We start from the raw sequence: 17,884 nt of genomic DNA on the forward strand, positions 1-17,884 counted from the left end.
AGTGTGAAAGCCTATGGCAAGCGGTTAAACGCAACAGCCTGCAATCGGTAGAAACTTTGCCCCCCGCTCAATGAAACAAGGGGCAAAGCACTCAGATCATGGCCATGCCGCCATTCACATGCAACGTAGCGCCCGTAACGTAACCGGCTTCCGGCGCGGCCAGATACAGGACCGCCGCAGCGATCTCTTCCGGTTTGCCCATCCGCGCCGCCGGAATCTGCGTCAGAATCTTGCCTTTCTGCTCGTCATTCAGCTTGTCGGTCATCGCCGTCTGGATGAACCCGGGCGCCACACAGTTGACCGTGATTCCGCGCGAGGCGACCTCATAGGCCAAAGATTTCGACATGCCGACCATACCGGCTTTTGCCGCCGCATAATTGACCTGCCCCGGATTGCCGGTCGCCCCCACGATCGAGGTGATATTGATGATCCGGCCCCAACGCGCTTTCATCATGCCCCGCATGGAGGCGCGCATCAGACGCATGGCCGAGGTCAGGTTCACATCCAGAACCGAATTCCACTCGTCATCCGACATCCGCATGAACAGGTTATCCCGGGTGATCCCGGCATTGTTCACCAGAATATCAAGGCTCCCCATCGCCTCGACCGCAGCTTTCGGCAGCGCCTCCACAGAGTCCGCATCGCCCAGATTGGCGGGGCAGACAAAGGCATTCTCGCCCAGCTCCTCCGCCAGCTCCCGCAGCGGCGCCTCACGCGTGCCCGACAGGGCCACCTTGGCCCCCGCTTGATGCAACGCGCGCGCGATCTCGCCGCCAATCCCACCCGATGCGCCGGTGACCAGCGCCGACTTGCCCGTCAGATCGAACATGTCTCTTCCTTCCTGCAATCTCTTCCGCAACCCGATGCGGTTTGGTGAACGGGCCCGCCGCTTTCCAGCTGCCCGAAATATCCCGGGGTGAATGGAGCCCCCGAAGGGGCTCCAGAGGGGCAGCGCCCCTTACGCCTCTTTCAGCTTGGCAATATCGGCAGGCGTGCCGACAGCCTGCGTCTCCAGCCCTTTCACGATGCGCTTGATCATGCCCGAAAGCGCCTTGCCCGCACCGATCTCCCAGAAGCTGTCAACGCCCTGTGCGGCCATCCACTCGACACTCTCGCGCCAACGGACCGACCCCGTCACCTGCTCGACCAGCAACTGACGGATCACCTCGGGATCGCTCACCCCCTGCGCACGCACATTGGCCACCAGCGGCACCGCAGGGGCGTTGATCGTCACCGAGGCCAGCGCCGCAGCCATAGCTTCCGCAGCCGGTTGCATCAGCGCGCAATGGAACGGTGCGGAGACCGGCAGCAGAAGCGCGCGCTTGGCGCCCTTGGCCTTGGCAATCTCGCATGCCCGCTCGATGGCGGCCTTGGACCCCGACACGACCACCTGCGAAGGGTCATTGTCATTGGCCGCCTGACAGATCTCGCCTTGTGCGGCCTCGGCAGCCACCTCCTGCACCGTGGTCAGATCCAGCCCCAGCACCGCAGCCATCGCCCCTTCGCCCACCGGCACCGCCGATTGCATCGCCGCCCCGCGTTTGCGCAGCAGCACGGCCGCATCCGCAACAGACAGGCTGCCCGCCGCACAAAGCGCCGAATATTCCCCAAGGCTGTGACCCGCGACGAACGCCGCATCGCCCACCGCAAAACCCTCGGCTTCGAGGGCCCGCAACGCAGCAATCGAGGTGGCCATCAGCGCGGGTTGGGCGTTGGCCGTCAGGGTCAGCGTCTCGATATCGCCCTCCCAGATCAGACCCGAAAGGTTCTCGCCCAGTGCCGCGTCCACCTCGTCGAATACGGCGCGGGCTTCGGGATAGGCCTCGGCCAGATCCCGCCCCATACCGATGGTCTGCGCGCCCTGACCCGGAAATACGAATGCTTTGCTCATGCGTCCTTGTCCTTTTCAGACTATCCTTTGCTGGCCTCCCCTCTAGCGCGGCTTTGCCCGTCAGGCAAGCAAAGCCCGCAAACCGGCGCGCCCGTCGCACGGATCGGGAATGCGGGTCCACAAGATCGGGCCGCAGACCACGGCCCCACAAACAGCAGGCACGCAAAGGATGCGCGGAGGCACCGCACAGGGCCTGTGCGCGGTTTCACCCCGATCACGGCTATGGTTCCTACGCGATTTTCCCGTATCAAGGCCGACAGACAGGTAGCACCCATCGGAGATTTCAGATGCTGACCAATACCCCTCTCAGCTATGGCGTGATGGCGCGGGGCTTGCATTGGGCCATCGCCCTGCTGATCCTGAGCGCGATCGGGCTGGGCCTTTACGGCGAAAGCGTGCCGCGCACGGCCGACACCACGGCCCTGCTGCAAACGATCTACAGCGCGCATAAGACCATCGGCGTGGCCACATTCTTTCTGGCCGTTCTACGGGTGCTCTGGACGCTTGGCCAGACCCGCCCCGTGCCCCTCCATCCCGAACGCCGCCTCGAGACATGGGCCGCAGAGGCGGTGCATTTCGCGCTTTATGGCGCGATGTTCGTGATGCCGCTTTCGGGCTGGATCACCCATGCCGCCGAACAGGGCTTTGCCCCGATCTGGTGGCCTTTCGGGCAGGATCTGCCCTTTGTGCCCAAATCCGACACGCTCGCCCATACGGCCGGACATGTGCATAAGACCGCAATCTGGGTGCTCTATACCGCCTTGGCCCTGCATGTTCTGGGCGCGCTCAAACATGTGCTGATCGACCGCGATGCGACAATGGCACGGATGACGACAGGCCGTGCGGCAGGGCGCGAGGCCCCGCCCGCGACGCAGGGCGCCGCCGCTGTGGCCGCATTGGCGATCTGGGTCGCCGTGCTGCTTTTCGCGCTTCTGGGCAGTGCCGGTCTTTCCGCACACAATACCGCACAAGATGAAGTACGGGCCACCACCCCCGCCCCCGCAGCCCCTGATGCGGCAACCGGAAACTGGGCGGTGACGCAAGGCAGCCTGAGCTTTGATGTCGTGCAGATGGGGGCCAAGGTGCAGGGCCATTTCGGCACCTGGACCGCCGATATCCACTATGACGAAGACAGTGGCACGGGCCATGTCACGGTGCAGATCGACACCACCAGTCTTGATCTGGGATCGGTCACCGATCAGGCGAAAGGTTCGGAATTCTTCAATGTCTCGCACTTCGCCACCGCGACATTCGAGGGCGATATCACCCGCAAGGGCACAGGCCCCGACCATATCGCTACGGGCAGCCTGACGCTGATCGGCACCACCGCCCCGCTGACCCTGCCCTTCACGCTCGATCTGCAGGGCGACACCGCGCATATGACCGCGCAGGTCACGATAGACCGCCGCGACTGGAAGATGGGGGCCGCCTATCCCGACGAGGGCACGGTGGGCTTTCCGATCACGGTCTCTGTCGATCTGCAGGCGCGCAAATCCTGAGGCCGCGCACAGCATCACCACAGTATCACACAAACACAAAGGGGGCTTCGGCCCCTTTTCTCTTGCACAGCGCCCTCTGCCCGAGGATATAGGGACAAACAGAAGGGGGTAAATCATGAACATGCTGGAAACCGGTCCGGACGGGCAGTGCCGCTGCGGCTGGTGCCTGCCCGATGCGCCAGACTTCTACCGCCGGTATCACGATGACGAATGGGGCTTCCCCGTGGGCTGCGATATCAGGCTGTTCGAAAAGATCTGCCTCGAAGGGTTCCAAAGCGGCCTGAGCTGGCGCACCATTCTGGCCAAGCGCGAGAATTTCCGCGCCGCCTTCGCGGGCTTCGAGATCGAACAGGTCGCGCGGTTCGGCGCGCAGGATGTCGAACGGCTTGTGCAGGATGCAGGCATTATCCGCCATCGCGGCAAGATCGAGGCCACCATCAACAATGCCCGCCGTGCCTTGGAACTGCAGGCCGAATTCGGATCTTTGGGGGCCTATTTCTGGTCCTACGAACCGCAACCGCAGGAACTGATGCCGCTGATGACGGCGGCCACCTCCCCCGTTTCGGAGCGGCTGTCAAAGGATCTGCGCAAACGCGGCTGGAAATTTGTAGGGCCGACAACGGTCTATGCCTTCATGCAGGCGATGGGATTGATCAACGACCACGCGCAGGGCTGCATCACCCGCGCGCGCGTCGCACAGGCTCGCGCCACCTTCAGCCGGCCCTGCAAGGCCTGAGCCGCCTTGCAGCCTCGCGCGCCAAACGCGAAATGCCCGCCGCGAAATTACGACGGGCATTCTGAGTGGTGGCCCATATACAGCATGGGCCAGGGGATATCGGGGTTATTCCGCTGTGCCCTTCATCGCTTCGATCGAAATCCGCACATTGACATCATCCGACACGTAGGGCGCATACATTCCCATATCGAAATCCGAACGCTTGATCGTGGTGGTTCCGTCGAAACCGACCCACGGCTTTTTCTGCATCGGATGCTCGCCCATCTGGGTCATGGTCGCGTCGATGGTGATCGGCTTGGTCACGCCATTGACCGTCAGATCGCCGGTGATCTTGCCGGTTTTCTCCCCCGTTACCTCGATCGAGGTCGATTTGAACGTGATTTCGGGGTTTTCGGCCGCGCCGAAGAAATCATCGGTCATGAAATGCTTCGTGCGCGCATCCCAGCCGGTGATCAGGCTTTCCGCCGGAAATTCGACGCTGACCGAGGATTTTGCCGGATCCTGCGCGTCAAACTCGATCGTGCCTTCAAAGCCCGAGAACATGCTGGTCGTGGTCGAGAAACCAAGGTGGTTGTAATCGAACACGATCTGGCTGTGGCTGGGATCAAGCGTATAGGTTTCTGCCTCGGCATGGGCCATCGACGCGAAAGAGGCCATCAGACCGGCGGCAAGAACGAGCGATTTCATTGGGATCTCCAAAGCTTGGATGAGTACGTTGGATAAAAGGATAGCCCAAAGGTGGCCTTGCACAATTCAACAGAAGCAAACAAATTATGTGCGGAAAAAAACACAAGCATGCTTAAAACTGAATTCATCTCTTTTTTACTGTCATAGCTTAATTTAACCTTTGGTTAATAATGTTGCGCAACCTTGAACGCGTTTTCGGGTATTTTGTTGCGCATGGTGTTTGGATTTGAATTTTTTATGAGGGTCGCATGAACGGGCAGATTTACCAGAAAATTGCGCGCAATACCGCCGATGACTGCATCACCTGCCCCGAAGCACGTCACTGCCTGTGGCGGACAGACCCCCTCAGCGACAGCGCCGGGACGGAACCGGCCACGGGCTTCAAACATATGCGCTTCACCCCCGGTCAGGCAGTGGTGATGGCGGGCTATCATTTCCCCTATGCCGCAACGATCCGCGCGGGCACGGCCAGCCTGACCCGCAGCCTGTCCGACGGGCGCTCACAGATCGTGGGGGTTCTCTACCCGTCGGATATTTTCAATTCCCGCCCTGCGCTTGCCTCGAAATACACCATCACCGCAACCACCCCGCTGGAGCTGTGCTGCCTGTCCGAAGCCAGCTTGCAACACCGGCTGGAGACCGAAAATGCCCTGTCCCGCCGCCTGCTGGAGCGCAAGCTGCATGACCTGCAGGAGGCGCGGGACTGGATGTTCGTGCTGGGGCGCAAGACCGCGCTCGAACGGCTGGCCAGCATGATCTACACCGTGGCCGAACGCTATAGCCATCGCCGCCAGCGTTCGCCCGTGGGGGTGGAACTGTCGCTGCCGCTCGCACGCCACGAGATCGCGGATTATCTGGGGCTGACCCCCGAAACCGTCAGCCGGAATTTCGCACGGCTGCGCGCGGCGGGCATTCTCAGCACCAATAGCGCACGGTTGATCACCATCTGGAACATGCGCGCGCTCATGGAGGCCACCGGCAATGACGAGGATGGCGGCCCGATCTTCTAGCCGCCGATCTGCTACCCTCCGAGCGCCCGCATCACGTGATAGGCGATAAAGCTGCAGATATAGGCCAGCCCGAACATATAGACGACCGAGACCCACATCCAGCGCGCCTGCCCCGTTTCACGCCGGATCACCGCCAGCGTCGACAGGCATTGCGGCGCAAAGATATACCACACCAGAAGCGACACTCCCGTGGCCAGCGACCAATTCGCCGCAAGCTCGGCCCCGAGCGCCGTTTCCCCGCCCGAGACGGCATAAACGGTCGAGAGCCCCGCCACCGCCACCTCGCGGGCGGCCATACCGGGCACCAGAGCCACACAGATCTGCCAACTGAAGCCGATCGGCGACAGGATCGGTTCCAGCAGATGGCCGATCATGGCCGCAAAGCTGTAATTGATGGCGGGTTCCGTTGCCCCTTCGGGCGGGAACGGAAAGGTCGACAGCACCCAGACGACCACCGAAGCGTAAAAGATGATCGTGCCCGCGCGGCGCAGGAAGGCCCGCGCCCGTTGCCACAGGCCCAGCAGCACACCGCGCATCTGCGGGATCTTGTAATCGGGCAGATCCAGCATCAAAGGCGCGGCAATCTCGTTGCGGCGCAACAGCATCCGGCTGACAAAGGCCACCAGCAGCGCCGAGATCACACCGGCGGCAAAGAGGCCAAACATCACCAGCCCCTGCAACCCGATCCCCGGCCCGATGCTGCGGGCGGGCACGAAGGCCCCGATCAGCAGGGTGTAGACGGGAATACGCGCCGAACAGGTCATCAAAGGCGCAATCAGGATGGTTGTCAGGCGGTCACGGCGGTCATCGATCACGCGGGCCGACATGATGCCCGGCACCGCGCAGGCAAAGCTGGACAGAAGCGGAATGAACGCCCGCCCGTGCAGCCCCGCATGGCCCATGATACGGTCCATCAGGAAGGCGGCCCGCGCCATATAGCCCAGATCTTCGAGGATCAGGATAAAGCCGAAAAGGATCACGATCTGCGGCAGGAACACCACCACAGAGCCCACACCGGCAATCGCGCCATCCACGATCAGCCCGCGCAACAGGCCCTCCGGCAACAGCGCCGAGACCGCGCCCGAAAGCCAGTCGATCATCGCGCCGATCGCCTCCATCAGCGGCGCGGCACCGGCAAAGACCGCCTGAAACATCGCAAACATCAGCACCAGTAGGATCATCGGCCCCGCAAACGGGTTGAGCACGACGGCATCCACCTTCTCGGTCAGGCTGCGGGGGGCTACGGGCTTGTGCACGGCATGGGCAATCAACTGGTCGGCCTGCCGCAGCGCCGCGCGCAACTGGGCGGCGCTCGGGGCCTCCCATGTCATCGCGCCGCGCGCGGGCAGCCCCTGCCCGATCAGCCCGTCAAGCCGTTCCCAAAGCGCGTCCATTCCCCCGCGGCGCACCGCGGTCGAGGCGACAACCGGCAGACCAAGCGAACGCTCCAGCACCTCGAGATCGATATCGATCCCGCGGTGGCGGGCGATATCGATCATATTCAGCACCACGAGAATCGGAATACCGCAGGCGCGCAATTCCTGCGCCAGACGCAGGCCGGGGCGCAGATGGGTGGCATCGGCCACCACCATCAGCAGGTCGATCTGCCCCACATCCTTGCGCCGCCCCAGAATGACATCGCGCGTCACAACCTCGTCGGGACTGCGCGCGCGCAAGGAATAGGTTCCGGGAAGGTCGACCACCGTCAACGGCACACCCGCAGGTGTCACGGCCTGCCCGATCTTGCGTTCAACCGTGACGCCGGAATAGTTGCCAACCCGCTGGTTGGCGCCGGTCAGGGCATTGAATAATGAGGTCTTGCCACAATTCGGGGCCCCGATCAGGGCCACCCGCAAGGGGCTATCCGCTCTGGCTTGAGGCTCGAGCATATATGCACTCCGTCGGGAAACTTACTCCGTCAGGATTGCCATAGCATCTCGACGGCGCAGCGCAACCGTCGCCTCGCCCACGCGCACCGCAATCGGGTCGCGTCCGAACGGGCCTTCATGGATGACAGAGATCTCCACGCCCTCGATGAAGCCCATCTCGATCAGACGACGCTCCATCTCTTCAGGCGCAAGGCGGCCATTGCCCGGGATCGGCAGGATACAGGCCACCCGCCCGCGATAGCCCTTGCGGGTCAGTCCCAGAGCCACCGTGCGCTCGATTGCGTCAATCTGTCCAAGTTCCATCAGGCGAATCCTATACAGGTCACATCCTGATAGAATGACTCGGATACATTTCGCAACCATGCGCCAGATCAAATCGCCGGAAAGTGAGTGAAAAGATCAGGATTGCACGGCCCCTCCCCGCCACAGACCGCCCGTTTCCGCGCCCAGACGCCCGAAAAGCAGGCATCCACCGCGCAATTCCCGAAGCCTGCTTGCGATTTTCCGCAGGCCAGATGCCCCTGTCCCCGCGCCGCGCCTAGGCTGGGCCCATCAAGGATGCTCCATAAGACAACCACAGAGAGACGCCCATGACCGATGCAAGCTTCGACCCCGAAAGGGTCCATCTGCCCTCCTCGCCGCATGACAGCGACCCGTTGGCCCCGACCGCCCCCTACGAACAGACCTGGGGGTGGTTTGCCATCTTCAACATCTGGGCCAATGATATCCAGTCGCTTTTCGGATATTCACTGGTGGCCTCGCTGTTCATCTCCTATGGGGTCAGCGGGTGGACGGCCTTTGCGGCACTGATCGTGGCGGGGCTTCTGGTAATGGGGCTGGTGACCTTGTCCGGCGTGGCGGGCCAGCGTTACGGCATTCCCTATCCGGTGCTGGCGCGCGCAAGCCAAGGACTTCAGGGCGCAAAACTTCCCGCCATCCTGCGCGCCATCGTGGCGGTGTTCTGGTACGGGGTGCAGGTCTATTTCGCCTCGACGGCACTGGCGCTGCTGATCCGCTCTGTCACGGGTCTGGGCGCGGGCGGCACCTTTCTTGGTCTGGGCACGATCGACTGGATCAGCTTCCTCCTTGTCTGGGCCTTCCATATCGTCATTTTCTGGCGTGGAATGAACTGGGTAGAGACCTTTCTTAATGTCGCGGGCCCGTTTGTCTATGCGGTGATGATCGGCCTGCTGATCGTGCTCTGGATCAAATCCGACGGGCAGCTCTGGACACAGGCGCAGACCATCTTCGCCAATCCCGAAGGCACGTTCTGGACCGAAACCTCGGGCTTTGTCGCGATTGTCGGCACGATGGTGTCCTATTTCGCCGCCGTGCTGATCAACTTCTCCGATTTCTCGCGCTATGCGAAATCGACACGCGCCATGATGCTGGGCAATCTGGCGGGGCTGCCGCTGAATATGGTGCTGTTTTCCGCGCTGGCGCTGCTGACCACCGCAGGGGCTGCCGTGGTCTATGGCGAGGCGCTCACCAACCCGACCGAGATCGTCGCGCGCACCGATAGCGTGATCCTTGGCATCATCGCCGCAATCACCTTCTTCGCCGCGACGGTGGGCATCAATCTGGTGGCGAATTTCATCCCTGCGGTCAATGGCATCGCCAATCTCGCACCGCGCCATATCAGCTTTCGCATGGCAGGGGCGATCACCTCGGGCTTTGCGCTGGTGATCGGCGGGCTATGGGTGAGCTTCATCGCCGATGTCGGCATCTCGGGCTTTGTCAACACCTTGGGCGCGACACTGGCCCCGCTTTATGGCATCATGATCGCGGATTACTTCCTGCTGCGCAGGGGGCGGTTGGACAAGGCCGACCTCTACCGCGCCAAGGGCGGGCGCTACCAGTATAAAAACGGCTGGAACGATGCGGCGCTGATTGCCTTCGTCATTGCTGCGGTCTTCTCGGTGGCCACGGTCTGGGTGCCGGTGCTGGCCGTGCTATCCGGCTATGCATGGATCTTCGGCGCGCTTCTGGGCGGCCTCCTCTACCGCATTCTCGCCCCCTCGCGGATTGTGCTGTAAGCCCGACAGGCCAAGCCTCAGGGCTTGGCCACATGCACCGAGACCTTCGAGGCCTCCAGCATCTCGGCATAGGGTGCGGCGGGCAGCGCATCGATAAACAGACCGTCGAGATCGTTCAGATGGCCCAGCTTGACCATCGCGCGACGCCCGAATTTCGTGTGATCGGTCGCAAGAAAGGTCGTGCGCGAATTGGCAATGATTGCCTGCGCCACCTGCACCTCGCGGTAGTCGAAATCCAGAAGCGTGCCATCCTCGTCGATCCCCGAAATCCCGATGATCCCGAAATCCACCTTGAACTGGTTGATAAACCCCAGCGTCGCCTCGCCCACCACTGCCAGATCGCGCTTGCGCACCTGACCGCCCGCGATGGTGATATCGAAATCCTCGCGGCTGGAAAGCAGCGTGACCACATTGATGTTATTGGTCACCACATGCAGATCCTTTTTGCCAAGGAGGGCCTGCGCGATGGCCTCGGTCGTGGTGCCGATATTCAGGAAAAGCGAGGCCCCATCGGGAATATGCGCGGCCACCATCTCGCCGATGCGGGCCTTCTCATGCGCCATGTCCTCGCGGCGGCGGGCATGATCGCGGTTGCGGGTATTGGTCATCAGGCTCGCCCCGCCATGATAGCGGTGCAAGATCCCCATATCGCAGAGCAGCTTGATGTCGCGCCGGATCGTCTGCGGCGTCACGTCAAGACGCACGGCGATATCCTCGATGCCTACGAACCCTTCGGAACGGGCGATTTCGGTAATCTGGTTCTGGCGTTGGGTAAGCGTGGACATCGCGACCTTGATCTCATGAAGCACCGGCAGGCCCTACTTGGCGAAGCAGAGCCAAATCTGTCAAGTGCTTAGGCCCCGAAAGGGCGTGCGCCGCGAGGCCGGACGGGCCCATTTCGTCCGGCCCCGCGCGCCCACCTTTCCGCCCCCCGCTCAAGGCCGGACACGGAAAGGGTTCGGGTTACAGGGCGATCTGCGTGCGCTGTCCGGCCAGCGCGATCTCTGCCGCAAGACGCGGAGCATCCCATCCGGCCTCGCGCGCCATCAGATCCGCCACACGGGCAATCGCGGCATCGGCGGCACGGCTGTCGACATGGGTCAGCGTCATGCGGCGGCATAGCACATCGGCCACCCGCAGCGCAGCCTCGTGGCGCATCGCATAAAGCACCTCTGCCTCGATATAGGGATGCGCCTCGGCCAGACGGGTCGCGCAGCCCTCGTCGCGCGCAATCCCCGCCACCACGGGCGCACGGTCACCATAGGAATGATGCAGGTGACGGGCCACATCCGGCGGCAGGCCAAACTCGCGGGCCAGAGCCTGCGCCCCCTCGGGCACGTAGTTTTCGGCCCCCAGAAGCTTCATGTCATGGGTCAGACAGGGCTTCAGCCCCGCAAATGCGCCGCCCGAGACGACCTTATCGACTGCCTCTTCCGCCATATGCCGGTAGGTGGTCCATTTGCCGCCCGAAATGGTGATCAGCCCCGAGCCATCCTCGATGATCACATGGTCACGCGCCAGCTCTGCGGTGTCCTTGGCCTCGGGATTGAAGACCAGAGGCCGGATGCCCGACCATGCCGATTTCACATCCGCGCGCGTTACATTGATGTCGAAATAGCGTTTCACATAATCCAGCAGATAGGCGATATCTTCCTCGGACACGGTGGGATGATCAACCACCTCGCAGGAGGTGTCGGTGGTGCCCACCAGCGCCTGCCCCTGCCACGGCAGAATAAAGACCACCCGCCCGTCATCGGTCTGCGGGATCAGCAGCCCCTCATCGGGCGGCACGAAAGAGCTGTCCAGCAGGATATGGATCCCCGAGCTGCCCTTCAGGATCGGCTTGGCATCGGCATGGTCCATCCGGCGGATGGTATCGGCAAAGGGGCCGGTCGCATTGACCACCTTCTTGGCGCGGATCGCGAAGGCCGCGCCGGTCAGCGCATCCTCGACATTGGCGCCGGTGATCTTGCCCGCCTCATGGGTGAGGCTGGTCACCGCGATATGGTTGGCCACCACCGCCCCTGCCCGCTGCGCCGTCATGGCCAGCGTCACACACATCCGGCAGTCCACGAATTGCCCGTCGTAATATTGCACAACGGCCTTCAGCCCCTTGGAGCGCAGCATCGGGAACCGCGCCTTGGCCTTTTTCGCGCTGATGATCTTGGAATGGCCGATATTCATCTTGCCCGACAGAATATCATAGAGCTTCAGTCCGGCGTAAAGATAGGGCACCTGCAGCCAGCTATAGACCGGCGTGATCAGCGGCAGCGGGCGCGACAGATGCGGCGCATTGCGCAACAGTGCCCCGCGTTCGTGCAACGCATGGCGCACCAGATCATATTGCCCGCGGTCGAGCTTTTTGACCGCCGCCTCAAGGTAGCGCACGCCGCCATGCACCAGTTTGGTGGACCGGCTGGACGTGCCTTCCGCGAAATCGTAACGCTCGACAAGCGCCACCTTCAGCCCTCGCGTGGCCGCATCGACTGCAATCCCGCAGCCGGTTGCCCCGCCGCCAATGATCAGAAGATCGAAGAGTTCATTGCTTTGCAGCTTGGCAAGTGTCTCAGCGCGCATCGGATAGCCTCGTGCCGGATAGGAAACAGGTCGCGGAACGTCCGCTGTCCTTTCCAGATAGATTGATGTTCGTTTTTTTTCAAGTGAAAGCGTCATGACAGGAAATGGCACCTCAATGCTCCTGATTTTCCGCTGAAACGGGCGCAAATCCGCCTTTGGACCCGTCAAGATCCGGATCGGCTTGCAGGTATCATCGCCAATGCAGGGCAAACCCCCTGCCCAGTCCCCAGAGAGAATCGCAAAAACATATCGAATATTCGCAATTTATCCACGAATGGTCTTTCAGCATCTCCGCTCACGGAACTGTCATCCGCTAACATTCAAAGAGATATTGACCAGATGTTCGAATAGGCCAAGTTTGAGTTCATAATTTTCGATTCCGAACATTTTGCCCTTGCTCGGATGGAGAATCGAAATTACCCGTGACCCGGTCACTATGGAGGAGACCGGAAAGCCGCGAGGAACGGCCTTTCCGATCCGGGTCACAGCGACAGTTTTCGAGGGCTTATTAGGGGGGAGGAAGTATGAACTTCTTTCTGAGTGAACTTGTCGGGACCGCCGTCCTGACACTTTTCGGCTGTGGCGTCGTGGCCAACGTATTGCTTGCAAAATCCAAGGGGTTCAACGGCGGCTGGATCGTGATCGCTCTTGGCTGGGGGATGGCGGTCACCTTCGGTGTCTATGTGGCGGGAAAATATTCCGGCGCGCATCTCAACCCCGCATTGACCATCGCCTTTGCCCTGACCGGCCAGCTGAGCTGGAGCTTGGTGCCCGTCTATATCGCGGGCCAGATGGCAGGCGGCATTCTGGGCGGCGTGCTGACCTATCTGATGTATCTGCCACATTGGGCCGAGACCGAGGATGCCGATCTGAAACTGGCCGTTTTCTGCACCCAGCCCGCCATCCGCAACACGCCCGCGAACTTCCTGTCCGAATTTCTGGGCACGGCGGTGCTGTCTTTCGGGCTGAGCTGCATCGGCGCCAACAGCTTTGCCGAGGGGCTGAACCCGCTGATCGTGGGCTTCTTCATTCTGGCCATCGGCCTGTCGCTGGGCGGCCCCACCGGCTATGCCATCAACCCCGCCCGCGACCTGGGCCCCCGCATCGCCCATGCCCTGATGCCGATCAAGGGCAAGCGCGACAGCGACTGGGGCTATGCATGGCTTCCGGTTGTCGCACCGATCTGTGGTGCCATCGCGGGGGTCTATCTGTATATGGCGCTTGTCTCTCCGGTGGCTGGCTAAATTCATGAGGATCGGGGATGGGGCCCAAGAAGGCGCATCCTCTCAAGGGAAGGAAAAGAACATGACCAAGAAATACGTTCTTGCCATTGATCAGGGCACGACCAGCTCGCGCGCCATCCTGTTCGACAAGGCTGGCCAGATCATCCACACCACCCAGAAGGAATTCGCGCAGATTTTCCCCAAGCCCGGCTGGGTCGAGCATAATGCGATGGAGATCTGGTCCTCGGTGCAATCCGTTGTGGCAGAGCTTTTGTCAAACGCCGAGGTGACCTCGGACGAGATCGCCTCGATCGGGATCACCAACCAGCGCGAAACCGCCGTGGTCTGGGACAAGAAAACGGGCCGCCCCGTCTATAACGCCATTGTCTGGCAGTCACGCCAGACACTTGATGTCTGCAAGGACCTGAAGGCCAAGGGGCTGGATGACACTTTCCGCGACAAGACCGGCCTCTTGATCGATGCCTATTTCTCGGGGACCAAGGTCAAATGGATCCTCGATAATGTCGAAGGGGCGCGTGAAAAGGCCGAGGCCGGCGATCTGCTGTTTGGCACCATCGACACATGGCTCGTCTGGAAACTGACCGGCGGCGAGGTCCATGTCACCGATTACACCAACGCCTCGCGCACGCTGATGTATAATATCTTCGAGCTGAAATGGGATGAGGAGCTGCTGGAGCATCTGACCATTCCGGCCTCGATGCTGCCCGAGGTGCGCCCCTCCTCCGAGGTGTATGGCACCACCCATCGCGACGCGTTCCAGGGCATCCAGCTACCGATCGCGGGCATGGCAGGCGACCAGCAGGCGGCGCAATTCGGCCAGCTCTGCTTTGAAAAAGGCATGGCAAAGAACACCTATGGCACCGGCTGCTTCATGCTGATGACCACGGGCGAGCGTCCGGTGAAATCCGAGAACGGCCTGTTGACCACCATCGCCTGGGGCGTCGACGGCCGCGTCGAATACGCGCTTGAAGGGTCGATCTTTGTGGCGGGCTCCGCCATCCAGTGGCTACGCGACGGGCTGCGCATGTTCCGCAATGCCAAGGAATCCGAGACCTATGCCGCCCGCGTTGAAGATAGCGACGGGGTCTATGTCGTGCCCGCCTTTGTAGGCCTTGGCGCGCCGTACTGGGATTCAGAAGTGCGCGGCGCGGTGTTCGGGCTGACCCGTGGCACCTCGAAAGAGCATTTCATCCGCGCGACGCTGGAATCGCTGTGCTACCAGACCAAGGACGTGCTGTCGGCGATGGAGGCCGATAGCGGCATCGAGCTTGCCAAGCTGCGCGTGGATGGTGGCGCGGTGGCCAATGATCTTCTGTTGCAGATCCAGTCGGATATCCTGGGCAAGGAGGTCGAGCGCCCCACCGTGATCGAGACCACAGCCCTTGGGGCGGCCTATCTGGCAGGGCTGGCCGTGGGCTTCTGGTCCTCGAAAGAGGAACTGGTGGAAATGGCCGCCGTGGACCGCGTGTTCGAACCGAAAATGCCCCCCGAACAATCGGCCAAACTTTACGCGGGCTGGCAGAAGGCGGTGAAGGCCACGATGGCCTTCAAATAACCCCATCAAGGCCGCCTTTCGGGGCGGCCTTTTTTTACGCGCCCCTCTGTGCGCCTTCCTGTGTGCCCCTTTTCGGGCGCCCCTCCTTGGGCCTCCCTCTCAGGCGCGGCGCAAAGCGGCTGTCGCGATGCCCATCGCCACAAGTGCCCCGCCGCCCAATCGGGTCAGGGCGGGTAGCACATTGGGGCGCGCGATGTTCCGGCGCAATCTGTCGGCCAGCAGGGCATAGGCCAGCGCGTTCAACGCCGCCAACCCCACAAAAGTTGCGATAAGCCCTGCGAATTGCGGTGCCAAAGCCCTGTCGGGCGCAAGGAACTGCGGCACGAAAGCGATGAAGAAGACAATGGATTTCGGATTAAGCGCCGTCACCGCGACCGCGTGAAAAAAGACGCGACGCGGCGATGCGGGCGCTGCCTGTGCCTGTGCCAGCTTCCCCAAGCGGGCCGCCGGTGCGCTGCAAAACAGTCGGACCCCGAGATAGACCAGATAGGCCGCCCCGATCCACTTCAGAGCCAGAAACACTCCCGAAGAGGCCAGCACCAGTGCTCCGAGACCGGCGAGCGAGGCGGACATTGCCACGAAATCGCCAAGCGCGACGCCTGCAACCGTCGCCAGCGCCACGCGACGCCCCTGGCTCAGGGCATAGGTCAGGACAAGCAGCACAGTCGGCCCCGGTATCAACAACAACGCAAGAGAGGCGGACGCGAAGGCCAGCCAGAGATGAAAGGTCATGATGATCCTCCCGAAGACATCTTGCATGAGCCAGCCACGGATCTCGGCCCACGTAAAGCGTTTTTCGTAAGCCACTGACCGAGGGCGCATGGGCGCGACATCTGCCGCCTGCCGAAAGACGTGATGCCAAAGCCCGACAGGATCGCGACGGGCTTTGGTGTCAGCGTGGGGGACATGTGGAAGGAGGCCACAGATGATCCCCCTATCCCTTCGCGGCCCCATCCTTTCGCGCAGCCGTCCCTTCGGGCCGTCAATTCGGCGAGGAACTCCCCTGCGAACGGTCGGGCCAGAAACGCACGCCCTCCTCTGCCAGACCACCGCCCAGCCCCAGCACCGTGCCATCGGCGCGCCAGCAGGCCGCGCCCTCCATCTGCCCGTCCGCATGGAAACGGATCGCGTTCAGCCCGCCGCCGATATGGGGCACATGCTTGACCGCAAGGCCCGCCGCCTCCAGCGCCGGAGCCAGCGCCGCAAAGCGCGGCTCCAGCTCGATCTCTGCGCCTTGGGTCCAGAGCCGCGGGGCCTCGACCGCCTCTTGCAGCGCCATGCCGTGATCGATGATATTCACCATCGCCTGCAGCACCGAAGGGAAAATCCGCGTGCCGCCAGGCTGCCCCAGCGCAAGAAAGGGCCTGCCCTCCCGCGCCACGATCATCGGAGCCATCGAGGTGGGCACCCGCTTGCCCGGCGCGACAGAAAGCGCCCGGCCCGGATTGGGGTCGAAATTGCACATATAATTATTGAGGATCATCCCCGTCCCCGGCACCATCACCCGCGCGCCAAAGAGCGAATTGATCGTGAAGGTTGCCGTGACAATCATCCCCTCGCCATCGGCGATGGTAATATGGGTCGTGTCGCGGCTTTCATAGCCTTGCGCGGCCGTGACCGGCGGCACGCCCTCCATCAGCGCGCGGGCATAGTCTTTCGAGGTCAGTCGCCCGACCGGAATATCCACAAAACGCGGATCCCCGCTATGACGGGCACGGTCGGCAAAGGCCGCGCGCATCACATGGGCCAGAAGCTGCGCCCGCAGGGGGCTGTCAAAGCCCATCGCCGCCAGATCGCGGGTTTCCAGCATGTTAAGCATCTGCGTCACATGCACGCCGGAAGAGGCAGGCGGCGGCGGGCCGAAAATATCGAAGCCACGATAGTGCCCCTGCACCGGCGCCAGCACCTGCGGGGCGTATCCGGCCAGATCCTGAAGCGTCAGCCGGGCCTGCGGCACAGGCCCCGTGGCCAGATAGTCCACCAGTTTCCGCCCCAGCGCGCCATGATACAGCGCATCCGGCCCCTGCAGGGCGATCTCTTCCAAGGTGGCGGCATAATCGGGCTGGCACAGGCGGTCCCCTTTGCGCAGCGGCGCGCCCTGCGGCAGGAACAGCGCCGCCATATCGGGGGTGCGTGCAAGGTCATGGCGCGCCTCGGAAATCGAGCCTGCCAGATACGGGGTCACCGCAAAGCCCTGACGCGCATGACGGATTGCAGCCCCGAACAGATCGCCAAAGGGCAAGCGCCCGTGACGCTCGTGCAAAAGCGCCCATGCCCGCAGACTTCCAGGCACGGCAACCGCCGAGGCCCCAAACTCGTTCTGGCGGTCCACCGTCTGCATCTGTAGCGGCGGCACATCGGACAGCGGGCGATACATCGCGGGCTCCGAGGCCGCGCCTGCGCAGGACAGCCCGTCGATAATCTCGTGCTGGCCCTGCGCATCGCGCAGATGCACCAGCCCGCCACCACAGATCCCCACCATCATCGGCTCGACCACCGAAAGCGTCAGCAGCGTGGCCACAGCCGCATCGGCGGCATTGCCGCCCGCCGCCAGCGCCTCGATGCCCGCAGCCGCCCCTAACGGATGGTTGGCCAGCACCATACCGCCCCGTGCAAAGACCGGCGTTTTCGATGGAAAGGAGATTTTGGCAGACATCCGGGACCCTCGATCAAGGTTAACAAAACCTAACCTAAAACCTCAAAACAGCAGCGCAAGCCTTTAATTCAAAATGGAAAAGCGCCACCCGAAGGCAGCGCTTT

At 62.3% G+C, this 17,884-nt stretch carries 15 protein-coding genes; 6 read left to right on the top strand and 9 right to left on the bottom strand.

The genetic code is table 11. The features are described from left to right. Positions 1–91 precede the first annotated feature (91 nt). Positions 92–829, bottom strand: coding sequence for a 3-oxoacyl-ACP reductase FabG (fabG, locus tag AC2ISB_RS06655; RefSeq protein ID WP_406736460.1), 738 nt, complete (start codon positions 827–829; stop codon positions 92–94). 129 nt (positions 830–958) lie between these two features. Further along, the gene (gene fabD, locus AC2ISB_RS06660) at positions 959–1,891 is read right to left on the bottom strand and encodes an ACP S-malonyltransferase (protein WP_486576684.1); all 933 of its coding nucleotides are present in this window, start codon (positions 1,889–1,891) and stop codon (positions 959–961) included. Between the two features lie 287 nt (positions 1,892–2,178). Here fabD and AC2ISB_RS06665 point away from each other — a divergent pair, with 287 nt between their 5' ends. After that, positions 2,179–3,390 (top strand): cytochrome b/b6 domain-containing protein, encoded by a 1,212-nt coding sequence (locus AC2ISB_RS06665; RefSeq protein WP_486576685.1) that lies wholly within the window; start codon positions 2,179–2,181, stop codon positions 3,388–3,390. Between the two features lie 115 nt (positions 3,391–3,505). Further along, the gene (locus tag AC2ISB_RS06670) at positions 3,506–4,126 is read left to right on the top strand and encodes a DNA-3-methyladenine glycosylase I (RefSeq protein ID WP_486576686.1); all 621 of its coding nucleotides are present in this window, start codon (positions 3,506–3,508) and stop codon (positions 4,124–4,126) included. 105 nt (positions 4,127–4,231) lie between these two features. Here AC2ISB_RS06670 and AC2ISB_RS06675 read toward each other — a convergent pair whose 3' ends face one another. Then, positions 4,232–4,813 (bottom strand): YceI family protein, encoded by a 582-nt coding sequence (locus AC2ISB_RS06675; protein WP_339107477.1) that lies wholly within the window; start codon positions 4,811–4,813, stop codon positions 4,232–4,234. A 248-nt stretch (positions 4,814–5,061) separates the two neighbouring features. On the opposite strand from AC2ISB_RS06675, the gene AC2ISB_RS06680 reads away from it, so the two are divergent. Further along, a complete protein-coding gene (locus tag AC2ISB_RS06680) occupies positions 5,062–5,823 on the top strand; it encodes a Crp/Fnr family transcriptional regulator (protein WP_486576688.1) in 762 nt (253 codons plus the stop codon). An 11-nt stretch (positions 5,824–5,834) separates the two neighbouring features. Here the strand turns inward: AC2ISB_RS06680 and feoB are convergent, their stop codons facing one another. Together feoB and AC2ISB_RS06690 are read right to left on the bottom strand one after the other, a co-directional pair. Beyond that, the gene (gene feoB, locus AC2ISB_RS06685) at positions 5,835–7,712 is read right to left on the bottom strand and encodes a ferrous iron transporter B (protein WP_486576689.1); all 1,878 of its coding nucleotides are present in this window, start codon (positions 7,710–7,712) and stop codon (positions 5,835–5,837) included. A 21-nt stretch (positions 7,713–7,733) separates the two neighbouring features. Next, positions 7,734–8,015: a FeoA family protein gene (locus AC2ISB_RS06690; RefSeq protein WP_339107480.1), complete on the bottom strand. Its 282-nt coding sequence runs from the start codon at positions 8,013–8,015 to the stop codon at positions 7,734–7,736. A gap of 287 nt (positions 8,016–8,302) precedes the next feature. Here AC2ISB_RS06690 and AC2ISB_RS06695 point away from each other — a divergent pair, with 287 nt between their 5' ends. Next, positions 8,303–9,748, top strand: coding sequence for an NCS1 family nucleobase:cation symporter-1 (locus tag AC2ISB_RS06695; RefSeq protein WP_339107481.1), 1,446 nt, complete (start codon positions 8,303–8,305; stop codon positions 9,746–9,748). 17 nt (positions 9,749–9,765) lie between these two features. On the opposite strand, the gene AC2ISB_RS06700 is transcribed toward AC2ISB_RS06695, so the two are convergent. After that, positions 9,766–10,533 carry a DeoR/GlpR family DNA-binding transcription regulator gene (locus AC2ISB_RS06700; RefSeq protein WP_406720872.1) on the bottom strand — a complete coding sequence of 256 codons (768 nt, stop codon included), beginning with the start codon at positions 10,531–10,533 and terminating at the stop codon, positions 9,766–9,768. Positions 10,534–10,711: 178 nt separating this feature from the next. Continuing rightward, positions 10,712–12,325 carry an FAD-dependent oxidoreductase gene (locus tag AC2ISB_RS06705; protein ID WP_486576690.1) on the bottom strand — a complete coding sequence of 538 codons (1,614 nt, stop codon included), beginning with the start codon at positions 12,323–12,325 and terminating at the stop codon, positions 10,712–10,714. 524 nt (positions 12,326–12,849) lie between these two features. Between AC2ISB_RS06705 and AC2ISB_RS06710 the strand changes: the two genes are divergently transcribed. Then, the gene (locus tag AC2ISB_RS06710) at positions 12,850–13,569 is read left to right on the top strand and encodes an MIP/aquaporin family protein (RefSeq protein ID WP_339107484.1); all 720 of its coding nucleotides are present in this window, start codon (positions 12,850–12,852) and stop codon (positions 13,567–13,569) included. A gap of 61 nt (positions 13,570–13,630) precedes the next feature. Beyond that, positions 13,631–15,124, top strand: a complete 1,494-nt coding sequence (glpK, locus tag AC2ISB_RS06715) for a glycerol kinase GlpK (protein ID WP_339107485.1) — start codon at positions 13,631–13,633, stop codon at positions 15,122–15,124. A gap of 99 nt (positions 15,125–15,223) precedes the next feature. Here glpK and AC2ISB_RS06720 read toward each other — a convergent pair whose 3' ends face one another. Further along, entirely contained in the window at positions 15,224–15,856 is a 633-nt protein-coding gene (locus tag AC2ISB_RS06720) for a LysE family translocator (protein ID WP_486576691.1), read from the bottom strand. 250 nt (positions 15,857–16,106) lie between these two features. Continuing rightward, entirely contained in the window at positions 16,107–17,780 is a 1,674-nt protein-coding gene (ggt, locus tag AC2ISB_RS06725) for a gamma-glutamyltransferase (protein WP_486576692.1), read from the bottom strand. Positions 17,781–17,884: the final 104 nt, after the last annotated feature.

This window comes from Thioclava sp. NS-SX20, assembly GCF_057380695.1.

Excerpts from the sequence above, each read along its gene's own strand:
- AC2ISB_RS06670 (WP_486576686.1), top strand. The coding sequence starts at position 3,506 with ATGAACATGCTGGAAACCGGTCCGGACGGGCAGTGCCGCTGCGGCTGG.
- AC2ISB_RS06695 (WP_339107481.1), top strand. The coding sequence starts at position 8,303 with ATGACCGATGCAAGCTTCGACCCCGAAAGGGTCCATCTGCCCTCCTCG.
- fabG (WP_406736460.1), bottom strand. The coding sequence starts at position 829 with ATGTTCGATCTGACGGGCAAGTCGGCGCTGGTCACCGGCGCATCGGGT.
- AC2ISB_RS06665 (WP_486576685.1), top strand. The coding sequence starts at position 2,179 with ATGCTGACCAATACCCCTCTCAGCTATGGCGTGATGGCGCGGGGCTTG.
- fabD (WP_486576684.1), bottom strand. The coding sequence starts at position 1,891 with ATGAGCAAAGCATTCGTATTTCCGGGTCAGGGCGCGCAGACCATCGGT.
- feoB (WP_486576689.1), bottom strand. The coding sequence starts at position 7,712 with ATGCTCGAGCCTCAAGCCAGAGCGGATAGCCCCTTGCGGGTGGCCCTG.
- AC2ISB_RS06680 (WP_486576688.1), top strand. The coding sequence starts at position 5,062 with ATGAACGGGCAGATTTACCAGAAAATTGCGCGCAATACCGCCGATGAC.
- ggt (WP_486576692.1), bottom strand. The coding sequence starts at position 17,780 with ATGTCTGCCAAAATCTCCTTTCCATCGAAAACGCCGGTCTTTGCACGG.
- AC2ISB_RS06710 (WP_339107484.1), top strand. The coding sequence starts at position 12,850 with ATGAACTTCTTTCTGAGTGAACTTGTCGGGACCGCCGTCCTGACACTT.
- glpK (WP_339107485.1), top strand. The coding sequence starts at position 13,631 with ATGACCAAGAAATACGTTCTTGCCATTGATCAGGGCACGACCAGCTCG.
- AC2ISB_RS06690 (WP_339107480.1), bottom strand. The coding sequence starts at position 8,015 with ATGGAACTTGGACAGATTGACGCAATCGAGCGCACGGTGGCTCTGGGA.
- AC2ISB_RS06675 (WP_339107477.1), bottom strand. The coding sequence starts at position 4,813 with ATGAAATCGCTCGTTCTTGCCGCCGGTCTGATGGCCTCTTTCGCGTCG.
- AC2ISB_RS06705 (WP_486576690.1), bottom strand. The coding sequence starts at position 12,325 with ATGCGCGCTGAGACACTTGCCAAGCTGCAAAGCAATGAACTCTTCGAT.
- AC2ISB_RS06720 (WP_486576691.1), bottom strand. The coding sequence starts at position 15,856 with ATGACCTTTCATCTCTGGCTGGCCTTCGCGTCCGCCTCTCTTGCGTTG.
- AC2ISB_RS06700 (WP_406720872.1), bottom strand. The coding sequence starts at position 10,533 with ATGTCCACGCTTACCCAACGCCAGAACCAGATTACCGAAATCGCCCGT.